The organism is Parafannyhessea umbonata (genome assembly GCF_900105025.1).
GTDB classification, from domain to species: Bacteria; Actinomycetota; Coriobacteriia; order Coriobacteriales; family Atopobiaceae; genus Parafannyhessea; species Parafannyhessea umbonata.
Genome location: NZ_LT629759.1, coordinates 554,433 through 581,093, shown reverse-complemented (window position 1 = coordinate 581,093; position 26,661 = coordinate 554,433). Strand labels below are relative to the sequence as shown.

General features: G+C 63.4%; 21 protein-coding genes. 6 read left to right on the top strand and 15 right to left on the bottom strand.

Going from position 1 to position 26,661, the window contains the following annotated elements:
• The first annotated feature begins 43 nt into the window (after window positions 1–43).
• Window positions 44–2,101: a class I tRNA ligase family protein gene (locus BLT96_RS02590; RefSeq protein ID WP_090861500.1), complete on the top strand. Its 2,058-nt coding sequence runs from the start codon at window positions 44–46 to the stop codon at window positions 2,099–2,101.
• Window positions 2,102–2,258: 157 nt separating this feature from the next.
• Here BLT96_RS02590 and BLT96_RS02585 read toward each other — a convergent pair whose 3' ends face one another.
• Complete coding sequence (locus BLT96_RS02585; RefSeq protein ID WP_157692120.1) at window positions 2,259–4,970, bottom strand: lectin like domain-containing protein; 2,712 nt, start codon at window positions 4,968–4,970, stop codon at window positions 2,259–2,261.
• 462 nt (window positions 4,971–5,432) lie between these two features.
• Here BLT96_RS02585 and BLT96_RS02580 point away from each other — a divergent pair, with 462 nt between their 5' ends.
• A complete protein-coding gene (locus tag BLT96_RS02580) occupies window positions 5,433–6,314 on the top strand; it encodes an alpha/beta fold hydrolase (RefSeq protein ID WP_090861496.1) in 882 nt (293 codons plus the stop codon).
• Between the two features lie 47 nt (window positions 6,315–6,361).
• Here BLT96_RS02580 and BLT96_RS02575 read toward each other — a convergent pair whose 3' ends face one another.
• From BLT96_RS02575 to BLT96_RS02530, 10 genes are all read right to left on the bottom strand, one after another.
• Window positions 6,362–7,078: a GtrA domain-containing protein gene (locus tag BLT96_RS02575; RefSeq protein ID WP_090861494.1), complete on the bottom strand. Its 717-nt coding sequence runs from the start codon at window positions 7,076–7,078 to the stop codon at window positions 6,362–6,364.
• A complete protein-coding gene (locus BLT96_RS02570) occupies window positions 7,075–7,320 on the bottom strand; it encodes an RDAC family protein (RefSeq protein ID WP_090861492.1) in 246 nt (81 codons plus the stop codon). Before BLT96_RS02570 ends, BLT96_RS02575 begins: the two co-directional genes overlap by 4 nt.
• Window positions 7,321–7,453: 133 nt before the next feature.
• Entirely contained in the window at window positions 7,454–8,893 is a 1,440-nt protein-coding gene (locus tag BLT96_RS02565) for a sensor histidine kinase (RefSeq protein ID WP_090861490.1), read from the bottom strand.
• Window positions 8,894–8,949: 56 nt separating this feature from the next.
• Entirely contained in the window at window positions 8,950–9,627 is a 678-nt protein-coding gene (locus tag BLT96_RS02560) for a response regulator transcription factor (RefSeq protein ID WP_090861488.1), read from the bottom strand.
• 6 nt (window positions 9,628–9,633) lie between these two features.
• The gene (phoU, locus tag BLT96_RS02555; protein WP_090861486.1) at window positions 9,634–10,302 is read right to left on the bottom strand and encodes a phosphate signaling complex protein PhoU; all 669 of its coding nucleotides are present in this window, start codon (window positions 10,300–10,302) and stop codon (window positions 9,634–9,636) included.
• Complete coding sequence (gene pstB / locus BLT96_RS02550; protein ID WP_090861484.1) at window positions 10,302–11,054, bottom strand: phosphate ABC transporter ATP-binding protein PstB; 753 nt, start codon at window positions 11,052–11,054, stop codon at window positions 10,302–10,304. The genes phoU and pstB (BLT96_RS02550) overlap by 1 nt, the downstream gene beginning before the upstream one ends.
• Window positions 11,054–11,845 (bottom strand): phosphate ABC transporter ATP-binding protein PstB, encoded by a 792-nt coding sequence (pstB, locus tag BLT96_RS02545; RefSeq protein ID WP_090861482.1) that lies wholly within the window; start codon window positions 11,843–11,845, stop codon window positions 11,054–11,056. Before pstB (BLT96_RS02545) ends, pstB (BLT96_RS02550) begins: the two co-directional genes overlap by 1 nt.
• Window positions 11,842–12,822 carry a phosphate ABC transporter permease PstA gene (gene pstA, locus BLT96_RS02540; RefSeq protein ID WP_090861480.1) on the bottom strand — a complete coding sequence of 327 codons (981 nt, stop codon included), beginning with the start codon at window positions 12,820–12,822 and terminating at the stop codon, window positions 11,842–11,844. Before pstA ends, pstB (BLT96_RS02545) begins: the two co-directional genes overlap by 4 nt.
• Window positions 12,815–13,750, bottom strand: a complete 936-nt coding sequence (gene pstC, locus BLT96_RS02535) for a phosphate ABC transporter permease subunit PstC (protein WP_245719308.1) — start codon at window positions 13,748–13,750, stop codon at window positions 12,815–12,817. Before pstC ends, pstA begins: the two co-directional genes overlap by 8 nt.
• A 46-nt stretch (window positions 13,751–13,796) precedes the next feature.
• Window positions 13,797–14,747: a phosphate ABC transporter substrate-binding protein PstS family protein gene (locus tag BLT96_RS02530; protein WP_216627902.1), complete on the bottom strand. Its 951-nt coding sequence runs from the start codon at window positions 14,745–14,747 to the stop codon at window positions 13,797–13,799.
• A 348-nt stretch (window positions 14,748–15,095) separates the two neighbouring features.
• Here BLT96_RS02530 and BLT96_RS02525 point away from each other — a divergent pair, with 348 nt between their 5' ends.
• From BLT96_RS02525 to BLT96_RS02510, 4 genes are all read left to right on the top strand, one after another.
• Window positions 15,096–15,596 carry a MarR family winged helix-turn-helix transcriptional regulator gene (locus tag BLT96_RS02525; RefSeq protein WP_245719307.1) on the top strand — a complete coding sequence of 167 codons (501 nt, stop codon included), beginning with the start codon at window positions 15,096–15,098 and terminating at the stop codon, window positions 15,594–15,596.
• A complete protein-coding gene (locus tag BLT96_RS02520; RefSeq protein WP_172824969.1) occupies window positions 15,572–17,392 on the top strand; it encodes an ABC transporter ATP-binding protein in 1,821 nt (606 codons plus the stop codon). The genes BLT96_RS02525 and BLT96_RS02520 overlap by 25 nt, the downstream gene beginning before the upstream one ends.
• Complete coding sequence (locus BLT96_RS02515) at window positions 17,385–19,364, top strand: ABC transporter ATP-binding protein (protein ID WP_090861477.1); 1,980 nt, start codon at window positions 17,385–17,387, stop codon at window positions 19,362–19,364. Before BLT96_RS02520 ends, BLT96_RS02515 begins: the two co-directional genes overlap by 8 nt.
• Before the next feature lie 301 nt (window positions 19,365–19,665).
• Window positions 19,666–20,346 (top strand): peptidylprolyl isomerase, encoded by a 681-nt coding sequence (locus BLT96_RS02510; RefSeq protein WP_090861476.1) that lies wholly within the window; start codon window positions 19,666–19,668, stop codon window positions 20,344–20,346.
• A gap of 25 nt (window positions 20,347–20,371) precedes the next feature.
• Here BLT96_RS02510 and BLT96_RS02505 read toward each other — a convergent pair whose 3' ends face one another.
• From BLT96_RS02505 to BLT96_RS02490, 4 genes are all read right to left on the bottom strand, one after another.
• Window positions 20,372–21,943: a UDP-glucose--hexose-1-phosphate uridylyltransferase gene (locus tag BLT96_RS02505; protein ID WP_090861475.1), complete on the bottom strand. Its 1,572-nt coding sequence runs from the start codon at window positions 21,941–21,943 to the stop codon at window positions 20,372–20,374.
• On the bottom strand, window positions 21,928–23,148 hold the full coding sequence (locus tag BLT96_RS02500) for a galactokinase (protein ID WP_245719306.1): 1,221 nt from the start codon (window positions 23,146–23,148) through the stop codon (window positions 21,928–21,930). The genes BLT96_RS02505 and BLT96_RS02500 overlap by 16 nt, the downstream gene beginning before the upstream one ends.
• Window positions 23,141–25,180: a glycoside hydrolase family 36 protein gene (locus BLT96_RS02495; protein WP_157692119.1), complete on the bottom strand. Its 2,040-nt coding sequence runs from the start codon at window positions 25,178–25,180 to the stop codon at window positions 23,141–23,143. The genes BLT96_RS02500 and BLT96_RS02495 overlap by 8 nt, the downstream gene beginning before the upstream one ends.
• Window positions 25,181–25,258: 78 nt before the next feature.
• A complete protein-coding gene (locus BLT96_RS02490; RefSeq protein ID WP_090861473.1) occupies window positions 25,259–26,641 on the bottom strand; it encodes an MFS transporter in 1,383 nt (460 codons plus the stop codon).
• Between the last annotated feature and the right edge of the window lie 20 nt (window positions 26,642–26,661).

Genomic DNA, 26,661 nt, shown 5'->3' with positions numbered 1-26,661 from the left:
GCACGCAGGCGGCAACAACGCGATAGGACAGAGGTTCAACCCCATGGCAACAGAGCTCGACAGCGCGACCGAGGCCGCGCGCCCAACCTTCCCCAAGCGTGCCATCATCACGGGCGGCATGCCATACGGAAACAAGAACCTGCACTTTGGCCACATCGGCGGCGTCTTCGTTCCCGCCGACTTCTTCGCGCGCTTCCTGCGCGACCGCATCGGCGCCCAGAACGTCGTCTTCGTCAGCGGCACGGACTGCTTTGGCTCCCCCATCATGGAGGGCTACCGCAAGAAGGTCGAGGGCGAGGGCTACGCGGGTACGATCGAGGACTACGTGCGCCACAACCACGACCTGCAGAAGGAGGCGCTCGACGCCTACCAGATCTCGCTCGACATCTTCGCAGGTTCCGGCCTCGAGCCCGCAAAGCCCTTCCACGCGGCGCTGTCCGACAAGCTGATCCGCCGCCTGCACGAGAAGGGCGTCCTCGTCAAGCGCACCACGCGCCAGTTCTTTGACGTTAAGGCCCAGACCTTCCTCAACGGCCGCCAGGTGCAGGGGCGCTGCCCCGTGCGCGGCTGCAAGAGCGAGAAGGCCTACGCTGACGAGTGCGACCTCGGCCACCAGTTTGACCCGGAGGAGCTCATCAACCCGGTGAGCCAGCTCACGGGCACCACGCCCGAGCTGCGCCCCGTTGACAACTGGTACTTCGACCTGCCGCGCTTCCATGAGGTCCTCGACGACCTCATGGACGAGTGGGATGCGGACCCGCAGGTGCGCACCATCGTCACGAAGACGGTGCGCGAGTCCCTCGCAGACCCGGTCATCTACATCCAGAGCAAGTTCCGTGACCAGTTTGACGCCGTGGAGTCCAAGCTCCCCCAGCACACGGTCCGCGAGGCCGAGAAGGGCCAGGCGTCGTTCTCCGTGGGCTTTGCCAACTGGGAGGACCGCGACAGCGCGCGCGAGGTGCTCGAGTCGTCCGGCGTCCGCTTCCGCACGGGCAAGACGCTCCTGCCGTTCCGCATCACCGGCAACATCGAGTGGGGCGTCGCCGCGCCCAACCTCGAGGGCACGCACGACCTCACGGTGTGGTGCTGGCCCGAGAGCCTTTGGGCGCCCATCAGCTTCACGCAGACCGTGCTCGACGCGGACGCGAAGGCCGGTACGGGCCGCTACTCCACGGACGACTGGCGCGACTGGTGGTGCTCGAAGGACGCCAAGGTGTACCAGTTCATCGGGCAGGACAACATCTACTTCTACTGCGTGGTCCAGCCCGCGCTGTGGGAGGCCCTCGACTGGGGCCTCACGCAGGACATCCCCGTCGCCAACTACCACATCCTGTTCATGAACAAGAAGGCGTCCAGCTCGGGCGCCATCAAGCCGCCCATGGCCGCGGAGCTGCTGGACTACTACACCCCCGAGCAGCTGCGCGCCCACTGGCTGAGCCTAGGCCTCGACCAGAAGGCCGTGTCCTTCTCGCCCAAGCCGTTCGACACGTCAGTGAGCCACAAGGACAAGAAGACCGGTGAGGAGGTCCTGGTAAAGGACGACCCGCGCGTCGTGGACCCCGCCCTCAAGGAGAGCGCCTTCCTCACCAACATCTTCAACCGCCTTGCCCGAAGCTGCTTCTATGGCGCGGCAAACGTGTGCGACTCGCACCTGCCTTCCGTCGCCCCGCACGCCGAGGTCGTCGAGGCCTGCGTCAAGGCGACCCTCGAGTTCGAGAAGTGCGCGCACGCCTTCGACGCGCACGGCGCGCTCGCCGTGGCGGAGGACTTCTGCCGCGCCGCCAACAAGCGCTGGGGCGACGCCTCCAAGGCCGCCAACGGCGACGACGCCGCCTACGAGCAGGCCCTTGCGGACGCCTTTGCCGAGCTCCGCTGCGTGACGCTGCTGATGCACCCGGCCGTGCCCGCGGGCTGCGAGCAGATCTGCGACCACATGGGCTTTGAGCACGAGCTGTTCTTCAGTTGGGAGAACGCGTTTGCGACGCCGGGACAGCTTGCGCAAAAGCTGGGCGAGGAGCCCGGCGAGCACGCCATCGTCGCGCTGCCGCCACGCTTCGACTTCTTCCAGAAGCACCCCTCACAGGTGAAGAAGGGCAAGTAGCCCCAAGACAACGTCACCTGTTCCAGACGCACAAGGGCGCCCGCCGGACCTCAATCCGACGGACGCCCTCCTTTTGGGGAGAAGCGCCGGAGTCGCCGGGCGCCCCCTCCCCCGCTAGCCGCGGGCCACGACCTGCCGCAGCCCGCCTACCCTGTCGTTAGTCCCTCGCGCGACGAGTCGCAAGTCCCGCGCCAATGATGGCGAGGGCGGCTGCAAAGAGCGCCGTCTCCGTTGCGGCATCATTCGCGTCGCCAGTGCGAGGCAGTGCTTCCGAGGCAGCCGCGCGCGCCGCTGCCTGGTAACCAGCCATGCCACCCGCCTGGGTCTGAGTCACCACGTTGTACGTCGCGGGCAGCGCGTGGCCGGGCGTCGCGACATCGCCGGCGGGCACCGACTCCTCCCGCGCGTTCGTGGTGAACGCCTTCACCATGGCGTTGCCAAACTCGAAGATCTGGCCTCCGTCGTAGTTGTCAGCAAGCTCCTGCGGCGTCATCCACCTATAGCCATCCTCCGTCAGGATTCTCACGTACGTCGTACCCGCGTCCGCGTTCGCATGCGAGAAGAGATAGCCCATGTTGTCGTCGGTCTGGGCATCCTTCGCCAGACCCGTCTCCAGCGCGATGTACGAAACGCGACCACCAGCATCGTCGTTCGCGTCGGCAGACGTGATGTTTTCCACAACGGCAAACTTCTGACCCTTCGAAAGGCGAATGACCTTGGGGAGCCTCACGGTATGGAAGCCGGAGACCAGCTGGTCGCTCGTGAAGTCCGCAACGCATTTGCCACTCGTGGGGTCGTTGTCCCTCAGGTCATCGTCGTTCACCAGGAACACGCGAACATGGACGGTGGAGTCCGCCACGAACGTGTGGACGGAGACTGCGGCCAGGTCCTCGTTACCCTTTGCGGTAAAGACGTTTGCGACCTCGGTCCCGGTATCCTTCGTGCGAAGCACAAACGGTATCTGCGACTCGTTGATGAGGTAGTCGTAGCTGTAGTTGTTGTCATAGTCAAAGCCGTCGGAGGCGAGGTCAACCTCGAAGTACGACGGAGTGACGATGGAGTGGTCGTAGTAGCTGAGCCAGAAGTATCCCGTATGGTTGCCCTCTGCATCCGTAATGCCCCAGTTCGCTGCCTTACCGGCCTTCGAGGGATCAGCGTCCGGGAAGTTCTTCTTCAGCCAGTCGTAGGAGCCCCAGCTGTTCTTCACGAGCCAGGCGCCGTCCTTCAGGTTCGATACGTCGTTCTTCTCGGCCTTGAACTTGTTGTGGTCGAAGTTGTCATCCCAACCGACGATGCAGACCGCATGCGTGTCCGTGATGTCATCCACTGCGTCGCAGTACTGTGCCCAGTACGTGGAGTTGAAGTAGCCGGACTCCGACGGCTTGCCAGGAAGCGCGGTGTCAGCCTGGTAGCCGATGGAGACGGCGCCGTACTTGACGAGCGCCTCCTTGATGAGCTTGATGGCGTTCTGGTTCAGGCCCTGGTAGACCATGTGCTCCTGCTTGTCCAGCTGAAGAATGGCGGGGTCGGGCAGGTAGTTGACTCCCTGGACGTGGGCGATCGCCGTCTTGGTACCCTCGGTCAGACCCCAGACGAACTTGCCAAGCTTCCTGAAGTTCTCGTACGTCTTCGGCACGCCGAGCGGCCAGTAGGGGTCGTCCGCCTCGTTGGCCACGGCCTGCCACGCGGTATACATCGTCTCGGCCATCGCACCCCAGCCGCCACAGCTCAGGCGGTCAGAATCGGTGTCCCCGGGAAGCGTGTCCTTGATGTAGTCACCGTCCGGCTGGAGGGAGTAGCACAGCCATGCAAGCTCAAGCTCCGAGAGGTCAACCCCGTCCTCGATGTTGGTGAGGTTCGGCGTCTGGTGGAGTGCCGGGTCGTATGCCATGCCCTTCTCGCCCGCCATCGCCTTGAGGATCGCGCTCTCGAGCGCGGACGTAGCGCCGAACGCCCAGCAGCTGCCAAAGGGAGACTGGTTCTTGACCGAGGTCGCCTGACCGATGTTGTTGAGGTAGTACGACTTGATCTTGTCGACGTCGATACCGATGTTGAGGTCGTCGGGGCCCTTGTCGTGGCCGTTCGCGACGAGCTGCGTGCCGCCCGTCACCTGAAGGCCACCGTTGTAGCCGCTCGAGAAGTCACCGTTGAAGTCGAACACGCGGTACGTCTTGATCCAGTCCTTGTAGGCCGCCCAATCCGTGTCGTCGGTCTTGCCGTCACCGTTGAAGTCCAAAATGATCGTGGTGCCGGACTTGTCGAAGCGAATCGCCTTCGAGAGGGCCTTCATCGCCGCGTCATGCAGCGCGGCATTCTGGGCATCCGTTGCACCGGCCTGCGCGGTCCCGGCATCCGCCTGCTTCTCGTCAGCCGCGGCAACGTCATCTTTGTTGCCCATGGTCTCATCATGTGCAACGGGCCCAAAGTTTGCCTGCGGCACGGCCGCGTCCGGCTGCACCGATCCAGCCTCCGCAGACGGTGCCGCCTCCTGAGATGCAGGCGTCTCCTCTGTCGAAGGCGCATCAGCCTGCGGCGCGGCAGGCTCTGCGGGCGCACTGGCCTCCGCACTGGAGTCGGCAACCGCCTCTGAGGGGTCCTCTGCCTGGCTGGGAGCTTGGACGGTCACGTCCGCCTGCCCCGTCACCTGGAGCGATGCGTCTGGTGCAGCAACCTGCTCCGCAGCCACACCCTGCGGAGCGTCCGTGGGAACGGCCTCTGTTGCATACGCCTGCACCGGGGAGACAAGCGCTGCCGCAACGGCAATGCCGGCAAGGGCGCAGAGCGTCCTGCACTTCGAGAAGCGACGCACCGCAGCGCGCGCATCCAACACCAAAAGACCGAGCTTCCTCTCCCTTGACTCAGGCATCATGCAGCCCCTCTCCCACACCTATGCAAGGCATGATTAGATTGATACGCCAACGAGTCACAGCTTAGTATTTCAGCTTTGTTACAGATAACTATCTCTAACATCAGTTGTTAAATGGTAGGTTGCTGTCGCTAAACGGAGGAAGTTTATAATCAAGTTGATAAGCTGCTATTTAAGCAGCAATTAGCATCACTTATGGAGCTATCTCGCGTTGTGATGACCAACTTTCTTGAATCTCTATAGCCCTCATCTTGTATTGCAATGCATGCTATCTCTTATGGATATATTTTTACGTAAATACACATTCAATAAATAGATGAGAAGCGCCAGAGTCGCCGGGCGGCCCTCCCCCGTTGGCTGCGGACCGCGACTTGCCGCAGCCCGCGTTGCCGAAGCCCCCTACGGCTGCCATGACGCGCGACGCCGCATGGGCTACCATCGTGTAAGTCCACGAAGGAGGCCACCATGCCCGAGCGTCCGCAGCTCCACTTCCCCAGTCCCTACCTCCTGCCGACGGCACATCTTGCCGCGGCGCGCCTCGTGCCCATGGCAGACGGCGCAAAAATTGCCGCGTTCGCGTACGTGCCGGACTCGTTTGCCCGCGCGGCCGACGCAGACCTTGCCGACGCCGCCGCCCAGATGCCGGACCCGGTGCTCATGCTCCACGGCAACGGAGAGGAGCACGGCATCTTTGGCCAGGTGATCGACGCCGTCTGCGCGTCGGGTCGGCCGGTCGTGGCCGTCGATTCGCGCGCGCAGGGCAAGTCCACGCGCGGCACGGAAGAGCTCACCTACGAACTCATGGCCGACGACGCCCTGGCCGCGCTTGCGACGCTCGGCTTTGGCAAGGCGCACCTGCTCGGCTTCTCGGACGGCGCGATCGAGGCGCTCCTCATCGCGCGCGACCATCCGGAGCTTGCGCTCTCGCTCCTCTCCATCGGCGCCAACCTCTCGCCCGACGGCGTGGACGACTCGTTCCAGATGGAGCAGGCCGCGCAGAGCCTCCTTGCATGGGCAGACTTCTGGGAGAAGGGCGACGGCTCCCGTCGCGACGTGGACCCCAGCCTCGTAAGGCCCACGCCCCAGGAGGCGCGCACCACGGCGGAGCTGCTGCACATGATGGTGGTCTATCCCCAGATCGACCCGGCAGGCCTCTCGCAGATAACCTGCCCCACGACGGTCATGGCAGGCGAGTTCGACGAGATCAAGCGCGAGGAGACGGACCTCATCCACGTGTCCATACCCGGCTCCAGGCTCGTCATCGTACCGGGAGCGGGACACGTCCTTCCCAAGGAGGCCCCCGAGGACGTCGCACGCGAGGCCCTCGCGACCATCGCGATGGCGTAACAGAAAACGGCGCGGCCGGAAGCCCGACCGCGCCTGCGAACGTGTCTCTAGGAGGACTGCTCGCCCCTCTCCCTGCGGTGCCTGCGACGCACGCGCACCCTGTGGGCCTTGCGCTTGCGGCGCGCGAACACCCACGTGCGCTGGAAGTAGTAGTTCACGAAGAACAGCAGCATGTCGCACACGATCTTCGAGGCGCTCTCGTTGAACCCCAGAATCACATGGCCAATGTAGACGCCCACGCTGGAAAGAAACAGCACGAAGGCTGCAAGCGCGATGAACCGGGGCAGGCTCTCGCGCATGGGACGGACCTCGACCTGGCCAAGGCGGACCTCGTCGTCCGGCCCCTCCACGATGTCGTCGAAGTCGATGCCGGCCTCGTCGTCCTCGTCCAGCTCCACGTCCTCGACCTCGTCGGCGCCGGCGAGCTGCGCCGCGTGCGCCTCCTCGATCTTTGCGTGGTCGGCCTTGTCGTCGTTGAAGACGCGCTTCATGTTGATGGCGTAGTTCAGCGCCACGGAGCACACGCGCGCAACGAGCGTCGCCGTGAAGATGCGCAGGAAGTCGGACGAGACGAACACCCCGCGCAGCCAGCCAAACAGCAGGAACGCCAGAATCTGGTCGAGCGCGGTGCTGATGAGGGACGACCCCACGAAGCGCGTGAAGCGCTCGCCGAGCATGCCGCGGAGCCTCTGGGTCAGGCTCTTCTCGCCCGCGGCGTCCTGGCCGCGCGTCCCCTGCACGTTGTCGTTCTGGTTGGCACTCATGGGCGTACCGCCCAGAAGTCGCCGCCACCGGCAGAAAACTCCACCGCATGTCCGCGGGCAGAGAAGAACTCCCCCACCGCCTGGCGACTGGCCTCGTCCGCGGACGTGCCGTCGTCCGCGCGGAGCGAGAAGGACTGGCCACCGCACGCGTCGTGCATGTGGACGCGAAGCGCGCTGCCCCGCCGCTCCAACATCTGGTTGACGGCGATAACGTCGCCTATGGGGATGATGTTCCTGCGCAAGATGCTCCCATCCGGTCGTTTACGACAGGATAGCATCTGCCGCAGGACGCGCCCGCCGCCCTCGAGCGTAACCCAACACTTGTCCACGTTATCTGCGCAGCCCATCCGCACGGTATGGCAAGGGGTGTTCCGCCTACCTGTCTTCCGAAGGGAACGTGACCGTAATCGTGGTGCCGCGGCCAAGCTCGCTGGAAAGGTTGATCGTGGCGCCGTGCAGCGCGGCCGCGTGCTTCACGATGGCAAGGCCAAGGCCCGTGCCGCCGCTTGCGCGCGAGCGGCTCTTGTCCACGCGATAGAAGCGCTCGAACACCTTTGGCTGATCCTCCGGCGCAATGCCGACGCCGGTGTCCGTCACCCTGAGGGTGGGATGGCCGTTCACGGGCAGCACGAACACATGCACGGAACCACCCGTGCGATTGTAGCGGATGGCATTGTCGCACAGGTTCTTGACGAGCTCGTCCAGAAGGCGGGGGTAGCCGCTTACGCGGACGTTCGCGCCCTGCACGCGCAGCGTTACGTTTGCCTTGCACGCTCTGTCCTGAAGCCGGTCCACGACGTCTTGCGCCACGGACAGCAGGTCCACGTCCTGCGGCTCGCCAAAGAGGGCCTGGTCGCCCACGCGCTCTGACTCGTCCATCTTCGAGAGCATGAGGATGTCGGACACGAGGCTCGACAGCCTCTGGGCGTCACCGTAGATGCGGCTTGCAAAGTCACGCACGTCCTCCGAGCGCACGAAGCCGTCTCGCAGGAGCTCGGATGCGCCGGAGATCGACGCGATGGGAGTCTTCAGCTCATGGGTCACGTTCGCCGTGAACTCCTGTCGCATGACGTCGGCGTCCATGATCCTGTCCATCCGGGCCTTCAGCTCGACCTGCTGCTCGTTCAGGCGCCTCACAAGCGGGTCGAGCTCCTCGTACGGCGAGACCGCGTTTCCCGAGGCGGTATCAATCGCCAGTATTGGCTGCACAAAGCGCCACGCGATCGAACGCGACACGACCCATGACACGCCAACCACCACGACGACCGTGCCTATGACGAACCACAGGTCGTTCGCGATGACGCGCATGATGCCGTCGCGGTCCTCAGACAGCCTGAGCACGTTGCCGGAGTCCAGGCGCTGCGCCTGGTAGATGCTCACGTAGCCCACGGTCTCGCTGTCGCGCTCCGAGCTACCCCTGCCTCCCTTGAGCGCCTGGGCGACCTCCGGGCGCGAGCGGTGATTCGGAAGCGACGCCGCGGATACGAGCGAGTCGTACAGCACCGTGCCATCCTTTGCGACGAGCGTCGCGCGCACGTCGCCCAAATCAAGCCCCCGCAGCACGACGGACTCGCTTCGACCGGAGCGCGCCGTCTCGTTGAGGGTCGAGCTCACAGCCTCGCACTCGCGCCCGAGGCCCGCCGAGGCGTCCTCCACGACGGAGCGCTGGTAGATGTAGGCGGACGCAAGCGAGACGAGCAGACACGCCGCCACGCACACCCCTGCGAGCGCGAGGAAGATGCGACGCGAGAGCGAGGCCCCGCCGTGCGACTCCCCGCCCTTGCGCGCAGTCCGTACCAACTTGAATTCCACCATGGTCGCCGCCCATCCAAACGCGGCCCCCGCATGTGCGAGGGCCGCGGCTTTGCCTGCTATCCGCGCGCGCGATACCCCACGCCGCGCACCGTCTCTATGAGGTCCGCATGGTCGCCGAGCTTCGCGCGCAGCTGCTGCACGTGCACGTCGACCGTGCGCGACCCACCGTCGAAGTCCCAGCCCCACACCCGCTGGAGCAGCTCCTCGCGGCTAAAGACCTCGCCGGGGTAGCGCATCAGGAACTCCAACAGGTCAAACTCCCGTTGGGTGAGCGCCATCTCGGCGCCCTCGAGCGTCACCTCGCGGCGCTTTGGCCACAGCGCGAGCGGCCCCAGCGAGAGGACCTCGTTCTTCTCGCCCGTGGCACTTCTTCCCGCACGGCGGAGAAGGGCACGCACTCGGCTGACCATCTCCATCATGCCAAAGGGCTTCGCCAGGTAGTCGTCCGCGCCGTTGTCGAGCGCACGGACGGTGTCCAGCTCCGTGTCCTTGGCCGTGAGCATCATGACCGGAACGTTCTCGAGACCGGGCGTGCGACGGATGCGCTTCAGAATCTGAAGGCCATCCGTATCTGGCAGCATAATGTCAAGCAGCACCGCCTCGGGCACGCGCTTTGCGCACGCCACGCGGAACTCCGTGTCGTCCGAGAACCCCTCTGCCTCGATACCCGCCTGCTTCAGGGCGTAAATCGTCAGCTCGCGGATATTGGTGTCATCCTCGACGTAGTAAATCACGTTCTGTCATTCCCCCATCGTGCGTCCGCGGTACGAGCCCGTAGCGCGGAAGATGGACCAGTCCGAAACGCTCTGCGCGTGGTCGCCCATACGCTCGTAGTACTTCGCGACGGACAGGATCTCTGGAGCCACGCTCGCAGGCTCCTCGCCCGCCTTGAGGAGGTCGACGACGCTCTTGCGAACCTTCTCGTAGAGCCTGTCCATCGTGTCGTCCTCCACGAAGACGTTCTCCGCAACGGAGACGTCGCCGCTGCCGAACGACTCCACGGCCTGCAGGACCATTTTAGCCGCGTTGTTCGCCATGGCCACCAGCAAGTCGGCAAGCTCCTTCGGCGTGCCGAGGTCGACCTCCATGGAGAGGAGCGCCGTCTCGTAGGCCATCTCGTCGATGCGGGCGAGGTCGGAGATCGCCCTGAACGAGGCGGTGACCAGACGGAGGTCGCTTGCCATGGGCTGCTGCAGGAGCATGAGGCTCATGCAGGTGTCCTCGACGTTGCGGTGCAGGCGCTCGAAGGCGTCGTGGCCGTCCGCGACCTCTTGCGCCGCGGCCTTGTTGCCCTGGCCGATGGCAAGGGCGGTGTTGCGGATGTCCTCGACGACGGCCTGACCGATGACGGAGACGTGGCCGTCGAGCTGGTCTATCTGCCTGATGTAGGCGCTTCTGGTGGTAACCATTATCCAAACCTTCCCGTGAGGTAGTCCTCGGTCCTCTTGTCCTTGGGCATGGCGAATAGCATGGGCGTCGGGGCAGCCTCGACGAGCTCGCCCAGGTAGAAGAACGCGCACTTGGACGAGATTCTCGTGGCCTGCTCCATGTTGTGCGTGACGATGATGACGGTGTGCTCCTTGGAGACCTTGACGGCAAGCTCCTCGACGAGACCCGTGGAGATGGGGTCGAGGGCAGAGGTGGGCTCGTCCATGAGCAGCACCTCTGGGTTCACGGCAAGGGCGCGTGCGATGCACAGACGCTGCGCCTGGCCGCCAGAAAGCGACAGGCCCGAGTGGTCGAGCTTGTCCTTCACCTCGTCCCACAGGCCGACGCCCCTGAGTGTGGTCTCGACGATCTCATCGAGCTCCGCCTTGCCGTGGTGCCCGTAGTGCCTCGGGCCGTACGTCACGTTGTCATAGATGGACAGCGGGAACGGGTTGGGCTTCTGGAACACCATTCCCACGCGACGCCTCAGCTCGTACACGTCGTATTTCTCGTATACGTCCGTCTTGCCCAGGAGCACCTTGCCCTCCACGCGACAGCCCTCGATGCGGTCGTTCATGCGGTTGAGGCAACGCAGGAGCGTCGACTTGCCGCATCCGGACGGACCGATGAAGGCGGTGACCTCGCCGGCGGGCATATCGAGCGTGATGTCCTTCAGAGCCTGGTGGTCGCCGTAGCAGAGGTTGAGGTTCTGGACTGACATGCTCTCTGCCATTAGCCAAACCTCCCGTTGAGATAGTCGTTGAGGCGCTGGTCCTTCGGGGCGCCGAAGATCTGAGGCGTTTCGCCGAACTCTACCATGCTTCCCATGAGGAAGAATGCCGTGCGGTTGGACACGCGGCTCGCCTGCTGCATGTTGTGCGTGACGATGATGACGCAGATGCCCCGGCTCGCCATGTCGGTGATGGTCTCCTCGATGGCGAACGTCGCGATGGGGTCAAGCGCGGAGCAGGGCTCGTCCATGAGGACGACGTCCGGCTCGAGCGCCAGCGTCCGGGCGATGCACAGGCGCTGCTGCTGGCCTCCCGAAAGTGCATAGGCGGAATCGCGGAGCTTGTCCTTCACCTCGTCCCACAGGGCGGCGGCGCGCAGGCTCTTCTCGACGCGCTCGTCGAGGTCGGAGCGCTTGGTCATCCCGTGGCTCTTGAGCGCGAATGCGATGTTCTCGTAGATGGACTTGCGGAACGGGTTTGGCTGCTGGAACACCATGCCGACGCGCTTGCGCAGCCACAGGGTATCGATGCCGCGGGCGTTGACGTTGATGTCGTGGTACACGACCTTGCCGCCGATGACGCAGCCGGGAATCTCCCTGTTCATGAGGTTGATGCTGCGCAGGAACGTGGACTTGCCGCAGCCGGACGGCCCTATCAGGGCCGTGACGGTTCCGCTCTCGAACGAGAGGCTCGTCTCGTTAAGTGCGCGCTTGCCCGAGTAGTCGACCGTGACGTCGTGCGTGTGGAGCACGGGGTCGATGGGCCTTGCCTGGATGGGCGTTGCGTCGGTCATTCTGCCGTCAGCCTCCTTTCGAGCGCGCGGCCCGCGATGCGGGCGATTATGTTGAACGCGAGGATGCAGACCATGAGGACTGCCGCGGTGCCGGCCGAGACGGCCGTGAGATCGGGGACGACGCCCTCGGAGTTGATTTTCCAGATGTGGACGGCAAGCGTCTCTGCCGGTCGGAAGACGTTCAGCGGGTTGGAGAGGCTCGTGATGGGGGCCGCCCAGCTGAGTGCCGGGGCGGACTGTCCCGCCGTGTAGATGAGGGCCGCGGCCTCGCCGAAGACGCGCCCGGCGGACAGGATGACGCCCGTGACGATTGCGGGCATGGCCGCCGGCACCAGGACGTGAACCGTGGCCTCCCAGCGCGTGAGCCCAAGCGCGAGCGCGGCGTCGCGCTGGTCGCGCGGGACGGCCTCGAGCGCCTGCTGGATGACGCGGACGAGGATGGGGATATTGAACATCGTGAGCGCGAGGGCGCCGGAGAGTATGGAGAAGCCCCAGTGGAACGTGAGCACGAACGTCAGCATGCCGAAGAGGCCGACGACGATGGAGGGCAGGCTCGACAGGGTCTCGATCGCGGTCTTCGCGACGTTGGTGGCGCGGCCCTGCGGCGCGTACTGCGTGAGGAAGATCGCCGCGCCAAGCGAGATGGGAAGCGAGATGAGCAGCGTGAGGATGAGCAGGTAGAAGGAGTTGAAGAGCTCGGGGCCGATGCCGCCGCCGGCTCTGAACTGCTCCGGCTTCTTCGTGAGGAAGCCGGGGTCGACGAGCTTGCCTGCGCCAGACACCAGGATGTAGCAGATGATGGCGGCGAGGCCCGCGATGATGAGCGCGACTATGGCCGTGAGGATGACGGTTGCGGCCTTGTCCTGGACGCGGGCGCGCCTGACGGTGGCAGTGTAGTCGGCAGAGGGGGCTGCCGCCCGGCCCTTGGCCGCCGCGACGGCGGCGCTCTTCTCGCCCGCGGCGCCTTTGCTAGTCATGCCTTACGCCCCCCTTCCTTCCGATGAGGTGGACGATGAGGATGAAGACGAGCGACATCGCCAAAAGCACCATGGCGAGCGCCCAGAGAACGTCGTTTGCAACGGTGCCCATGGCCTCGTTGCCCATGCCCATGGTGAGGACGGACGTGAGCGTGGAGGCAGGCGTGAACAGACCGGCCGGCATCTGCGGCGCGTTGCCGATGATCATCTGGACGGCGAGCGCCTCGCCGAACGCGCGGCTCATGCCCATGATGACCGCAGTCATGATGTCGGGCAGGGCAGACGGCAGCACGACGCCCACGACGGTCTGCCACCGCGTGCAGCCCAGGCCGTACGAGCCGTCGCGATACGCATTGGGAACGGCGGCGAGGGCATCGGTCGAGAGCGACGTGACCGTCGGTAGGATCATGACGGCGAGCACGATGGAGGCGGAAAGGATGCCGTAACCCGTGCCGCCGACGATTCCGCGCATCCACGGAACGACGACGCCGAGGCCGACGAGGCCGAACACGACGGACGGGATGCCGACGAGCACCTCCGTCAGAGGCCGGAACACGCGGCTGCCGAAGCCGGGGGCGACCTCGACCACGAAGATGGAGGCACCAAGTGCGAACGGCAGCGCAAGCAGGCACGAGAGCAGCGTGACCGAGAAGGACCCGACGATCATGGGCAGGGCGCCCACGAGCGGGACCCCGTCGGCACCGTTCTGGTGCGGGTTCCACGTTGTGCCAGCGAAGAAGGACCCAAGCGGAATGCCGTCCTTCGCGAAGGTAGAGATGCCCCTCGAACACACCATGAAGATGAGCGTCAACACCAAGACGACTACAAGCATGACGCAGAGGCCAGTGACGATCTGGCCCCTGCGCTCAATCCGTCGCTTGGGAGAGACGCCAACCACCTCTGAGGATGGTCTGGACTGTGATGACACGATCTTCTCCCTTGACTAATGCCTTGTTAGGCGAGACGCGCGAACCTTAGAGCTTCTTGACGTTGCCGTCTGCGTCGCGCTCCACCTTCATGCCCTTGGTCGAGATGTAGCCCGTCTTCTTGACGAGGCTGCCCTGAACGTCGTCGGAGAGCATGTACTTGATGAAATCGGCCGTCGCGGCATCCGGCTTCGCGGCAGTGTACATGTGCTCGTAGGCCCAGATGGTCCAGTCGTTGGTCTCGACGTTCTCGTCCTTGGGCTCGACGCCGCCGACCTTAAGCGCCTTCACGTCGTCGCTGAAGTAGGAGAACGCGAGGTAGCTGATGGAGTTAGGCGTCTGTGCGACCATCTTGACGACGGTGCCCGAGGAGTCCTGCTCCTGCGGCCTGAAGTCCTCGGGGACCTTGTCGCCGCCAAGGACGGCGTTCTCGAACGTGGCACGGGTTCCAGAGCCGGCGGCGCGGTTGATGACAACGATCTCCTTGTCGCCGCCACCGACCTCCCTCCAGTTGGTCACCTTGCCGGTGAAGATGCCCTTGAGCTGGTCGATGGTGAGGTCGTCGACCTTGACGTCCGGGTGCACAACGGGGCCCATGCCCACGACGGCGACCTTGTTGTCCTTCAACTTCTTGGCGTCGTCCTTGTTCTCGAGCTTCTCCTCCGCGAAGACGTCGGAGTTGCCGATCTGCACGGCACCCTGGGCGATCTGCGTGATGCCCTGACCGGAGCCGCCACCCTGGACGGTGATCTGCACCCCGGGGTTCTCGTTCATATACTGCTCCGCTGCAGCCTCGACCAGCGGCTGAAGGGCGGTGGAGCCGACGGCCGTGATGTTGCCGGAGACCTCCTTGCCCTTGTCAGAGGACGAGCCCGACTTCGACGCGTCAGAATCAGAGTCGGAGCTCCCGCCGCAAGCAGCGAGACCCAGGCCAAGGGTCGCGGCAAGAGATGCGCCAGAGATTGTGACGAACTTGCGACGAGACATGCTATGAGACATATGCATCCTTCCACTTTGACTTAAGCCTTGGCGGCAAGGTTGTGACCGCGTGGCTTGTTTCGACTTGGATGCTATGCCCCTCCGAACCCCCCAAAGGCGTCATCCGGCCTGTCTTACCGGACCGTGACTGGCCTTTACAGTTGCTTAACATAGCGTAAGTTGTTTGTAAGGTCGCAGGTAAACTCGCTTTACTGGCGTAAATTATGCAGCCATTTGCATCCTTTGGGTCACGTTGGGCCGACAAGAATATATATGAAGGTGCCTTGCGAATCCCAAAAGTGCATTGACCCCGATTTGCTAGGCACCTAGCATTTTTTCGTCCAACGGAACTACGAACGGGAGGTACGGTTGACGAAACGGGACTCGGACCCCAGCCGTCAGCTCCGTGACCGCGCATCCACGCCAGAGACGGAGGTCCTGCACGACATGGGATTCTTCGGGCACTTCCTCTACTGGCATGCGGGCGGTCGCGGCGGCAAGAACGTCATTCTGGGGCGCCTGCTCGCGCATGACGGGCGCCTGCCCCAGCGCGAGCTGCTCGAGCGCTCGCACATCTCTTCGGCGGCGCTGTCGGAAGTGCTGTCGAAGCTCGAGGCGGAGGGCCTCATCACGCGCACGCGCTCCGAGGCCGACCGCAGGCAGCTCGACATCGTCCTCACGGACGAGGGCGCGCAAACGGCACGACAGATGCTCGCCCGCAAGGAGGCGTTCGAGAAGGATAGCCTCTCCGTCCTGACGGAGGACGAGAAGCACGAGCTCCGCGAGCTGCTCAAGCGCGTGCGGGACCATTGGGAAAGACAAGGCTACGTCGGAGGGGAGACCTCATGCCGAAACAGCAGCAAGGCCTGACATACGGCCAGATAGTAAAGACGCTAGGCGCCAGCGTGCGCGAGTTCAAGGCAAGCTCGCTCGTGACTCCCCTCTTCGTCCTGGGAGAGGTCGTCATCGAGTGCCTCATCCCGTTCGAGACGGCCGGCCTCATTGACAAGATCTCGCTCGGCGGCGGCTTTGGAGACATCGCCCCCTACGCCGTCACGCTCGTGCTCATGGCGCTCGTCTCGCTCTTCTGCGGCACCATGGCGGGCATCACCTGCGCCAAGGCCTCGACCGGCTTCGCGCGTAACCTGCGCCACGACGTGTTCGCGCAGATCCAGCGCTTCTCGTTCAGCAACATCGACCACTTCAGCACCAGCTCGCTCGTCACGAGGCTCACGACGGACGTCAACAACGTCCAGCAGGCGTACATGATGCTGCTCCGCCTCGTCGTGCGTGCACCGCTCATGATTACGTTCTCCATCGTGATGGCGTTCGTCACCGGCGGCCCCATGGCCGCGGTGTTCGTGGTTGTCTCCGTCCTTCTCGGCTTCGCCGTGTTCAAGATCTCCCTCACGGTCATGCCCATCTTCAAGCGCATCTTCAAGAAGTACGACCGCCTGAACGACTCCGTCGAGGAGAACGTCTCCGGCATCCGCGTCGTGAAGTCCTTCGTCCGCGAGGAGCACGAGAAGAGCAAGTTCAACGCCGCGTCCGGCGAGCTCTACCACGACTTCGTGCACGTCGAGCGCATCCTCGCGTGGATGTCCCCGCTCATGACGCTCGCAATCGACCTCATCTACCTCTTCGTCGTCTACTTCGGCTCGTACGCCATCGTCAGCTCGAAGGCCCATCTCATGGGCGTCGGCCAGATGTCCGCGCTCATCACCTACGGCTTCAGCATGCTCATGAGCCTCATGATGCTGTCCATGGTCTTCGTGATGGTCACTATGGCCGAGGAGGGCGCACGCCGCCTCTGCGAGGTCCTCGTCGAGAAGAGCGACATCACCAACCCGCAGGATCCCCTGCTCTCGGTGCCCGACGGCTCGGTCGACTTCGACCACGTCAGCTTCGAGTACTCCAAGAAGGCCGAGCGCATGGCCCTCAAGGACATCGACCTCCACATCAAAAGCGGCGAGACGATCGGCATCCTCGGCGGCACAGGCTCCTCCAAGTCCACGCTTATCCAGCTCATCAGCCGCCTGTACGATGCCACAACGGGCACGGTCCGCGTCGGAGGCCACGACGTGCGCGAATACGACCTCGACACCCTGCGCAACCAGGTGGCCGTCGTCCTGCAGCGCAACGTGCTCTTCTCGGGCACCATCAAGGACAACCTGCGCTGGGGCAACCAGAACGCCACGGACGAGGAGCTCGTGGAGGCATGCAGGCTCGCCCAGGCTGACGAGTTCATCCAGCGCTTCCCCCAGAAGTACGACACGTACATCGAGCAGGGCGGCACCAATGTCTCCGGCGGCCAGAAGCAGCGCCTGTGCATCGCACGCGCCCTCCTCAAGAAGCCGAAGGTCCTCATCCTGGACGACTCCACCTCCGCGGTCGACACCAAGACCGACAAGCTCATCCAGCAGGGATTCCGCAGCTACATCCCCGAGACCACCAAGATCATCATCGCCCAGCGCACCAGCTCCATCGAGTCGTGCGACCGCATCATCGTCATGCGCGACGGCCAGATAGACGCCATCGGCACCCACGACGAACTCCTGCGCACCAACGCCATCTACCGCGAGACGTACACGACGCAGAACAAGCAGTCCCACGACGTGAAGATGAGCCAGATGGACGAGGACCAGAAGGAGGCAGACCATGAGTAGCGACGCCAAGACTCGCGAGAAGAACGAGGCCACGCACCCCGAGCAGCAGTCCCAGCAGGCAAGCACGCCCGCCTCGGAGCACCGCGGCTCCCAGCGGCCCGGCGCCACGTTCAAGCGCGTCCTGCACACCGTGTTCCACTACTACCCCGTGCACACCACGGTCATGGTCGCCTGCATCATCGCGTCGTCCGTACTCGCGTCCGTGCCGTCCATCTTCCTGCAACAAGCGATCGACATCGTGCAGCACGCGTTCCCCACGGGAGACTGGGCAGGTGCCGCACCCAAGATCGCCCAGGTCGCCGCAGGCCTCATCACGTGCTACGTCGTCGCGCTCGCCGCGAACATCACCTACACGCAGCTTGGCGCCATTGTGTGCCAGGGCACGCTCATGCACGTGCGCAACGAGATGTTCGACCACATGGAGAGCCTGCCCATCCGCTACTTCGACACCAACAAGCACGGCGACATCATGAGCCACTACACCAACGACGTCGACACGCTGCGCCAGCTCATCGGCCAGTCGCTGCCCAACCTGCTCACGATGCTCTTCGCCATGATCTCCGTCCTCGCCATCATGCTGTGGTACTCCATCCCGCTGTCCGCCGTCGTGCTCGCCATGGTCTCTTGCATGGTCTACGCAACGCGCGTCCTGGGCGGCAAGAGCGCCCACTACTTCCTCGACCAACAGATCCAGCTCGCGAAGACCGAGGGATTCGCCGAGGAGGCCATGAACGGCGAGAAGGTCATCAAGGTCTTCACGCACGAGGACAAGACCATCGAGGAGTTCGACGCCGTGAACGACGCCCTGTACGAGGCGTCGCGCACCGCAAACACCTACGGCAACACCCTCATGCCCGTCCTCATGAACATGGGCAACCTCGCCTACGTCATCGTCGCGCTCGCGGGCGTCGCCTTCCTCACCTCCGGCTTCCCCAACCCCTCCATCAGCGGCATGGCCCTGTCCATCGCCGTCGTCGTGCCGTTCCTCAACATGACGAAGCGCTTCGCCGGCTCCATCGGCCAGGTGTCTCAGCAGATCAACTTCGTGGTCATGGGCCTCGCGGGTGCGGAACGGATCTTCTCGCTCATAGACGAGAAGCCCGAGGAGGACGAAGGCTACGTCACCCTCGTGAACGTGCGCAAGAACGCGGCCGGCGAGCTCGAGGAGCGCGTCGAGCGCACCGAGACCTGGGCGTGGAAGCACCCGCACCACGACGGCAGCGTCACGTACACGCCGCTCGCGGGCGACATCCGCCTCTCGCACGTCGACTTCGGCTACACGCCGGACCACACCGTCCTGCACGACATCTCGCTCTTTGCGAAGCCCGGCCAGAAGGTCGCGTTCGTCGGCGCGACGGGTGCCGGAAAGACCACCATCACAAACCTCATCAACCGCTTCTATGACATCGCCGACGGCAAGATTCGCTACGACGGCATCAACATCAACAAGATCCGCAAGGGCGACCTGCGCCGCTCCCTGGGCATCGTGCTGCAGGACGTGAATCTGTTCACCGGCACCGTTATGGACAACATCCGCTACGGGCGCCTGGACGCCACGGACGAGGAGTGCATCGGCGCGGCAAAGCTCGCCGGCGCGGACAGCTTCATCCGTCGCCTCCCCGACGGCTACCAGACCATGCTCACCGACAACGCCACCCAGCTCTCACAGGGCCAGCGTCAGCTGCTCTCCATCGCACGCGCGGCCGTAGCCGACCCCCCTGCCATGATCCTGGACGAGGCAACCTCCTCCATCGACACCCGCACCGAGCAGATCGTCCAGAAGGGCATGGACGCCCTCATGTACGGACGCACCACGTTCGTGATTGCGCACAGGCTCTCCACGGTGCGCAACTCCAACGTGATCATCGTGCTCGACCACGGCCGCATCATCGAGAAGGGCACCCACGACGAGCTGATCGCCCAGCACGGCACGTACTACCAGCTCTACACGGGAGCCTTCGAGCTGGAGTAGGTGAAGGCAGGACATCCGTCCTACAGGGACGCCCTATGGCTCCCAGGCACAAGAACCTTCCACGGGGCACGTCGCATCAATCGGTGCGGCGTGCCCTTCTCACACTTCCGACCCAATCCAAAATGGTACGAGACGCCATGCATATGGCACCGACGGCAGCAAATAATGCCCGTTCGCCCATCGAATTCGCAGCATATTAGGTTTATTGGTAAAATTGCCTGTATTGACTCATGAAACTGCCACTTTGCGATGACTTGAGCCGCGGTCGAGCCTTGGCCGCAATGGCTCTGAGGAGAAGAGCATGACCCACGACCACATCACCCGCCGCAGCTTCCTGGCCACCTTCGTCGCGGGAGGTGCGGCTCTGGCGCTCGCGTCGTGCTTCGACTCCAACACCGGTACGTCAACATCGTCCTCGGACGAGGGCGATTCCGGGGCCGAGGCGAAGGAGATCCTCACGAAGCCGCTTGATAACGGCTACGACACGGGCATCCACCACGCCACGATCGAGGTCAAGGGCATCGGCACGATAAAGCTCGAGCTCAATGCCACCAACACGCCCATCACGGTCAGCAACTTCGCACGCCTGGCAAACGCGGGCTTCTACGACGGCCTCACGTTCCACCGCGTAATCAAGGGTTTCATGATCCAGGGCGGCGACCCCAACGGCGACGGCACGGGCAGTTCCGACCAGCGCATCAAGGGCGAGTTCAGCGCAAACGGCGTCACGAACGCCATCCAGCACAAGCGTGGCGTCATCAGCATGGCGCGCTCCGACGACTACAACTCCGCCAGCTCGCAGTTCTTCATCATGCAGGAGGACTCGAGCAACCTCGACGGCCAGTACGCCGCGTTCGGCAGGGTGACCTCGGGAATGGAGGTCGTGGACTCCATCTGCGACAACACCCCCGTCACGGACAACAATGGCACGGTCGAGAAGGACCATCAGCCGGTCATCACAAGCATTCGAATGACCGACTGATTCTCCAAGTCCGCTTGTCGTCCCCCTAGAGCGCCGCGAGGAACCTCCCAAACGCGGCGCGTCCTGCCGCGTCCCACTTGAAGACGCCGGCATCCTCGAGCACGTGGCAGAACACCATGCCGACCTCCTGACGCATCGCCTCGCGCACAACGTCCTCGTCCGCTCCCAAGAGCTCCGGTCTCCTCCTTGCGACGTCCCTCGCCCAATCCGCATGAGAAGCACAGAGCGGATCATCTTCCATACCGTCAAGCCTGCCCGTGACGATGCGCTCCCCTACCGCACCAATCTCGCGCTCGAGGCGAGCCGGAAGGATTGCGAGACCCATGACCTCTATGAGGCCGATGTTTTCCTTCTTGATGTGCCACTTGTCCGCGTGCGGATGGAACACGCCCAACGGATGCTCCTCCGTGGTTACGTTGCAGCGCAGCGCGAGGTCGAGCTCGAAGCGGCCATCCCTCATCCGGCATATGGGCGTCACCGTGTTGTGTCGCGTCCCATCCGCCGCATGAGACACGATGCCCACCGAGGCGTCGTTCCAATCGCGCCAGACATCCAGCACGTGAACCGCAGCATCCAGCAGCGCGTCGCGGTTTTCACTCCGCAGGCGTATGACAGAGAGCGGCCAGGCAAGGATGCCGGCTCCCACGTCGGGATGCCCGCCCAACTCGAAGGACTCCGCCACGTTCGCACGGGTCATCGCGAACACATGCCTGCCTCCCTGGAAGTGGTCGTGAGACAGGATCGATCCCCCGACTATGGGAAGGTCTGCGTTCGACCCCACGAAGTAGTGCGGGACCTGGCTCACGAAGTCAAGCAGACATCCCAGAGACTCACGGTCCACGTGCATCGGCCTGTGTCTGTCGCTCATCACGATGCAGTGCTCCTCGAAATAGGCGTAGGGGCTGTACTGAAGCCCCCATTCCTCTCCTCCGAGCGCAATAGGGACGATGCGGAGGTTCTGCCGAGCGGCATGTCCCCCCGCATCCGATGCCGCCCTGCCACCATAACCCTCGTTCTCACGACAGAGCGCGCATGCGGGGTACTTCTCGCCCACGCCCGCCGTCGCCGCAGCGGCGATGTCACGCGGGTCCTTCTCGGGCTTCGACTTGTTTATGGTGATCTCGAGGTCGCCCCAGCGCGTGGAACAGGACCATTTGAGGTTCCTCGCGATGGCGGACCGCCGGACGTAGTCGACATCGCAGCACAACCTATAGAACCAATCGGTTGCCGCAGCTGTCCCCTCGTCTCTCGCAATCGACCAGAAGCGTCTACTCACCTCGGACGGCCTTGCCATAATCGACCCCATGAGTCGCATGCAGACGCGGTCCCTTCCCGTTGCGCTGTCCTGCGTAGCGCCGCAGCGTACCGCCGCCTCCGCCAAAGTGGCAAGATCGTCCTCAAAGTCATACCCGTCGAGAAGAACCTGCTCCATCGCCTGCAGGGAGTCTATGGGCCCAGGCGACGTCTGCCCCGAGCACTCTAGTAGGCGGTTATAGGCCCAGCGCTCATCTCCCGAATCGATGATGTGATGCGTAACGGCATAAGCCACAAGCCTGGACGACGACGCCCCAACTTGCTCCGTTAGCTCTCCAGCCACTGCGCTCTCGCCCCCTCTTGGTCAATGTCATAGCGTGCGGAAACCTTGCCTCCGAGGACTTCGTCCATCGCACGACAGAACTCGTCTGCCTCGTCGAGCCGGACGAAGGCTTGAATCGTCCCCCCAAAACCTCCGCCGTGGATCCTCGCCGCCCCTCGACCGCCAAGCAGCTCTTCAGCAACGGCAAGCGCTATCATGGCTGGTTGCTCGGGCGAGCCTCCGATCGACACGTTCTGCAGGTACATTGCGCTAGAGGCGCCCGAGCGCTGCGTGAGCTCGAGGAAGGCGGCCATGTCGCCGGCGCGAAGGGCGTCCGCGCGGTTCTGAACGAAACGTTCCTCACGGAAGTAGTGCAGCGCACGCAAGACCGCGCGATCCCCCAGATTCGCGCGAAGCGAGGGAAGGCTCCCTATGACGTCGGACTCGCGCACTTCGCGCAAGCGCTCATGTCCAAACTCACGCGCAACGTCCTGCATCTCCCGTGGAACCGCAGCGTAATCCGCCGTGTTCGCTGAATGGTCCGCACCAACCGAGACAAGACAGACCGCGAAGCCGTTCTCCACGAAGTCGAAGCCGAGCCGCTCCACCTTTGGCGCGGCATCATCCTCAAAGTCCATGTGCGCGATTCCGCCGACGGCGACCGCGGCCTGATCCATCAGTCCGCACGGCTTTCCGAAGTACTCGCGCTCCGCAAACTGTGACATCTGCGCGAGTCTCATCGCGGACACGCTGCCGTCCGCCCACAGCCAGTTCATTGCCTGGGCGATCTCTAGCTCGAAGGCAGCTGAACTGGAGAGGCCAGAGCCAGAGGGAACCTCACTCGTGACGACTGCATCGAACCCCAGTCGGTCGCCACCGAAGCCCATCTCTCGAAACGCGGAAAGCAGCCCACGAACGATGGCGGCAGACGTGTTCCTCTCGTCCGCGCGGGGCTTTAAATCGGAGCAGTCCACCTCGACAAGCCCGTAGCCAATGCTCATCACGCGTATGAGACCGCTATCGTTGGGATGGAAAACGCCTCGTACGTAACGGTTGACCGCACCCGCGATAACCTGCCCACCCTCATGGTCGGTGTGGTTACCCGCAAGCTCCGTACGCCCGGGCGCCACCACGGCAAGCAGGCGGCCATCAGGCTTCCCAAACTCATCCCCATACTCCCTTACAAGCGTATCGAGGCACTCAATGGTCATGGCGCTGCTACTCATGCGTATTCCCTTCGGTCTCTAGAGACGTATCGTCCGACTCCCGCAAGGCGTCACCCTCCTTTGGTGAGTTGCCCTCCCTCTCCGCAGCTTCGATTGCGGCCAGAAGCGGCCGGTCGACTATGGTCATGTCCGGCCCTTCCATCGCCTGCGTCATGTCCGGCCCTTCCATCGCCTGCGTCATGTCCGGCCCTTCCATCGCCTGCGTCATGTCAGGCCCGGGCACTACCCCCGTCTCGTCAGAGGCCGGCGGGGCATCGGTCTTGTCCACTGCGGGCATGAGCTGGGTCATGCCGACGATCGGCATTGGTTGGGTCATGTCGGATGTCACAACCTCGGCATCCAAAGCCGAGCTCGGCCCGTCGGACTCCTCCTCTTCATCACGCGAATCGTCATTGGTTTCGAGCCCTCCAGAACCTTCCTCCCGTGGCACGAGCTCACGGGAGCGCCGGACAAAGGTGTCAAGCGCATTATGGAAGATGCCCATCTGACGGGAGTCCCACGCCCCCATGTCGTCTGACGTGAATAGCACTCCGCCCAGCAGCGAGTCCGCCGAAAGCAGACGGGTACGCTGCGAATCCGTGATCTTCACGTCCCTTCGAAGAAAGAAGACGTCGGGGTCGTTCAAGAAGGTCACACCGTTGAGGTGTGCACGGCCCTTCGTGTTGTGAAGACTGTTTTTGGTGCTGACGCGCTCGCGACCCGTAATACGCATGTGCAGCGTGTCGTTCCAGTCGAGTCCCACATCGCAGCCTACACGGCAGTACTCGCAACGACCGAAGGCACTCACGACCGGCACGCCGCAAAAGTCGAACAACGTTTTGTCCGGGACGCTCTCACGGAGCAGATCGAGGGCGTCTGCCATGAGCTCGCCGCGGTTCAATCCGGCATGTGGAACCATGGCGGCGGCATACAGGAAGTCGAGCTTCAGCAGTTCGAAGCCCCAAGTCCGTGTGGCCGTGCCAAGCGACGTCCGTACGTAATCGCGGGCCTCAGGGTTTTGCGTGTCGAGGGCATAGCCGCCGCTCCAGTGCGAACCACTCATGACAGGATGTCCCTGGGTATCCCTTAGTAGCCAGTCTTGATGCTCGACGAAGGTATGCGAGTCCTTCTCGCACACAAAGGGTGCCATCCAGAGCCCGGGCACGAGTCCCGCCGAGCGTATGTCGTCAGCGACCGCCCCCATGCCCGCCGGAAAGCGTTCGAGGTCGGGCCTGGTCCAGTCCCCCACTTTCGCATACCCGTCGTCTACCTGGAAGACGGGCAGGACTCCTTCCAAGGGCTGGGCGAGAAGGATGTCGGACACCCCCACGAGATCTCGTCTCAAGGTCGCCGCGTCGATGTCGCCGTAATGGCGATACCAGCTCGTGAATCCCACGATTGGGTACGCGGGGCGACGTTTCACACCCATCAGCTCCACGTATCGGCTAAAGGCGCCTTGGAGCGTCCCCTCGACCAGCGCAAGGGTGAGGACCTCCACCCGCTCACCAGCGGCAAGGATCCTGTCAGGGCCCTCCTTCTCCAGAGTGATGGTGTTCTCGGAAAGGTCCTCGTAGATGACAGTGAGTCCAGTGTCCGGCTTACAGTCACCAAACAGCGAGACGGCTTGACCGAACCTCAAATAGCCATACCCCACGCCATGCTGATGCCCGAAGCGAGGGTCCTGACGCGCGAAGCGATAATCCCCCGATGCGTCGAGAACCCAGTGGTCCACGACGCTGCGGGGAGTCCCCCATAACCCATGCATATTTGCCCGCGGAGAGCGCTCCCAGGAGTCGGTCCACGAGTTATAACCGTTGAGAAAAAGGGCATCGGCATGTTGGAGGTCGAGCGAGACCGTTGCCGTTGCGAACTCTACCGTGAGGTCATACTCGGGGTCTACCCAGACGTGCCAGACGTCCCCGTCGCGTTCGACGGTAACATCCAAATCCCTGCAATCCGCCCCAAACGTCGGGACCTGATCCGAGACATACGTTACCCGCCGCCCGCCGTCGGGCACTCTCCATGCTATCTGAAACTTGGGATTGAGGTCCATCTTCCCGCATCCTCCCCATGTGCAACAATCAAAGCCCATGCACGTCACAGCGACGGCACCACTCCCATTGTTGCCACTTTACTCGGACGCAGACACGTCATCGGCGCCCCGTGCGGAAATGACGCCCAGCACCTTCCCCTCGTGGTAGCGCGTGAACACAAGACCCGCTATCAGACAGAACGCCGTCGCAACGATTGCGGTGAGCCTATACCCCAGACCACCTGCGGCAGTGGAGGAGATCGAGGTGAAGAGCACCATCGCAAGGGTCTGCCCAAGCGTCATACTGAACGTACGTGCGGCATAGAACATACCCTCGCGGTTCTCTCCCGTCTGAACGGCATCTGCCTCGGCGATGTCAGCGAGCACCGCCTGGGGCAGGATTCCCAGTATGGCCATGGGAACCGCTGCCAGGAAGGCCACGACCACACCCCACGCAATCTGAGGCACTCCGAACTGTCCACACACCGACGTCACGGCAAACGCGAGGCAGAAGAAGAAAAATGCGAAGGCGACAAGCTTCTTCTTGCCGATGCGCTTTGCCAGAACATTGACGGGTGCGTAGAACATGAGGGAGATGAGCGTCATGGCAGCGAAGAAGACGAACGTCCAGGAGTCGTCGAAGCCCATCAGCTCCGTGACGTAATATGGCAGCCCCGTCTGGAACATCGTGATTGACACCCAGTACAGGACGTCGGAGCCCTCGAAGATCTGGAACTCGCGGTTCTTGAACGTCTTCGCGACGGACTGCCCCATGGGTGTCGAGCTCGGCTGAGTGTCCGCATAGAGATTTTCGTCGATACCAAAGGCGGGTACGAGCATGCACGCGAGGGCAACGACCGCCAGCATGGCCACCGTGACCCTGAAGCTCGTGACGGGACCCAGAGATGGCTCGAGGATACCCGCCAACGCGGTAACGAGGTATGCGGCCGCAGTGCCCACGAAATAGGTTACCGAGATGTAGGTCGAGAGGTTGACGCGCAGCTCCTGCGTTCGGCCGAGCTCGGGGATGAGCGCGTTGAAGGGCGTGCAGTAGAGCGAGAGCGTTATATAGAAAAGCATCAGGCACACGAAGAGTAGGACGTTGTTCGCCACCACGCTTGACGTTCCCGGAATGACGAACACCAAGACGGTCATTGCGGCAAATGGCGCGGCCGCTTTCCTCATGAAAGGTATCCTGCGCCCGAGCGGACATGCAAGTGAATCGGACTTGGAGGCGATGAACGGATCGATGAAGCCGTCGAGGAGACGCCCGCACGCCGTGATGATTCCGATGACCGTGAGGCCCGCGAACACGATGCCCTGCGTGATGAAGACCGTCATCCCCTGCTTGACGAGCGTCTCGGAGGGCATGTAGTAGTAGACGAGCCAGTTGCTTATGATTCCAGAGAGAATCGCCCAACCAAGCTGCCCAATAGCGAACTTCCTGATCACGGTACCGTTCGCAAGTCTCTTCTCGCCCATATCACGTCCCTTTCCGGCAG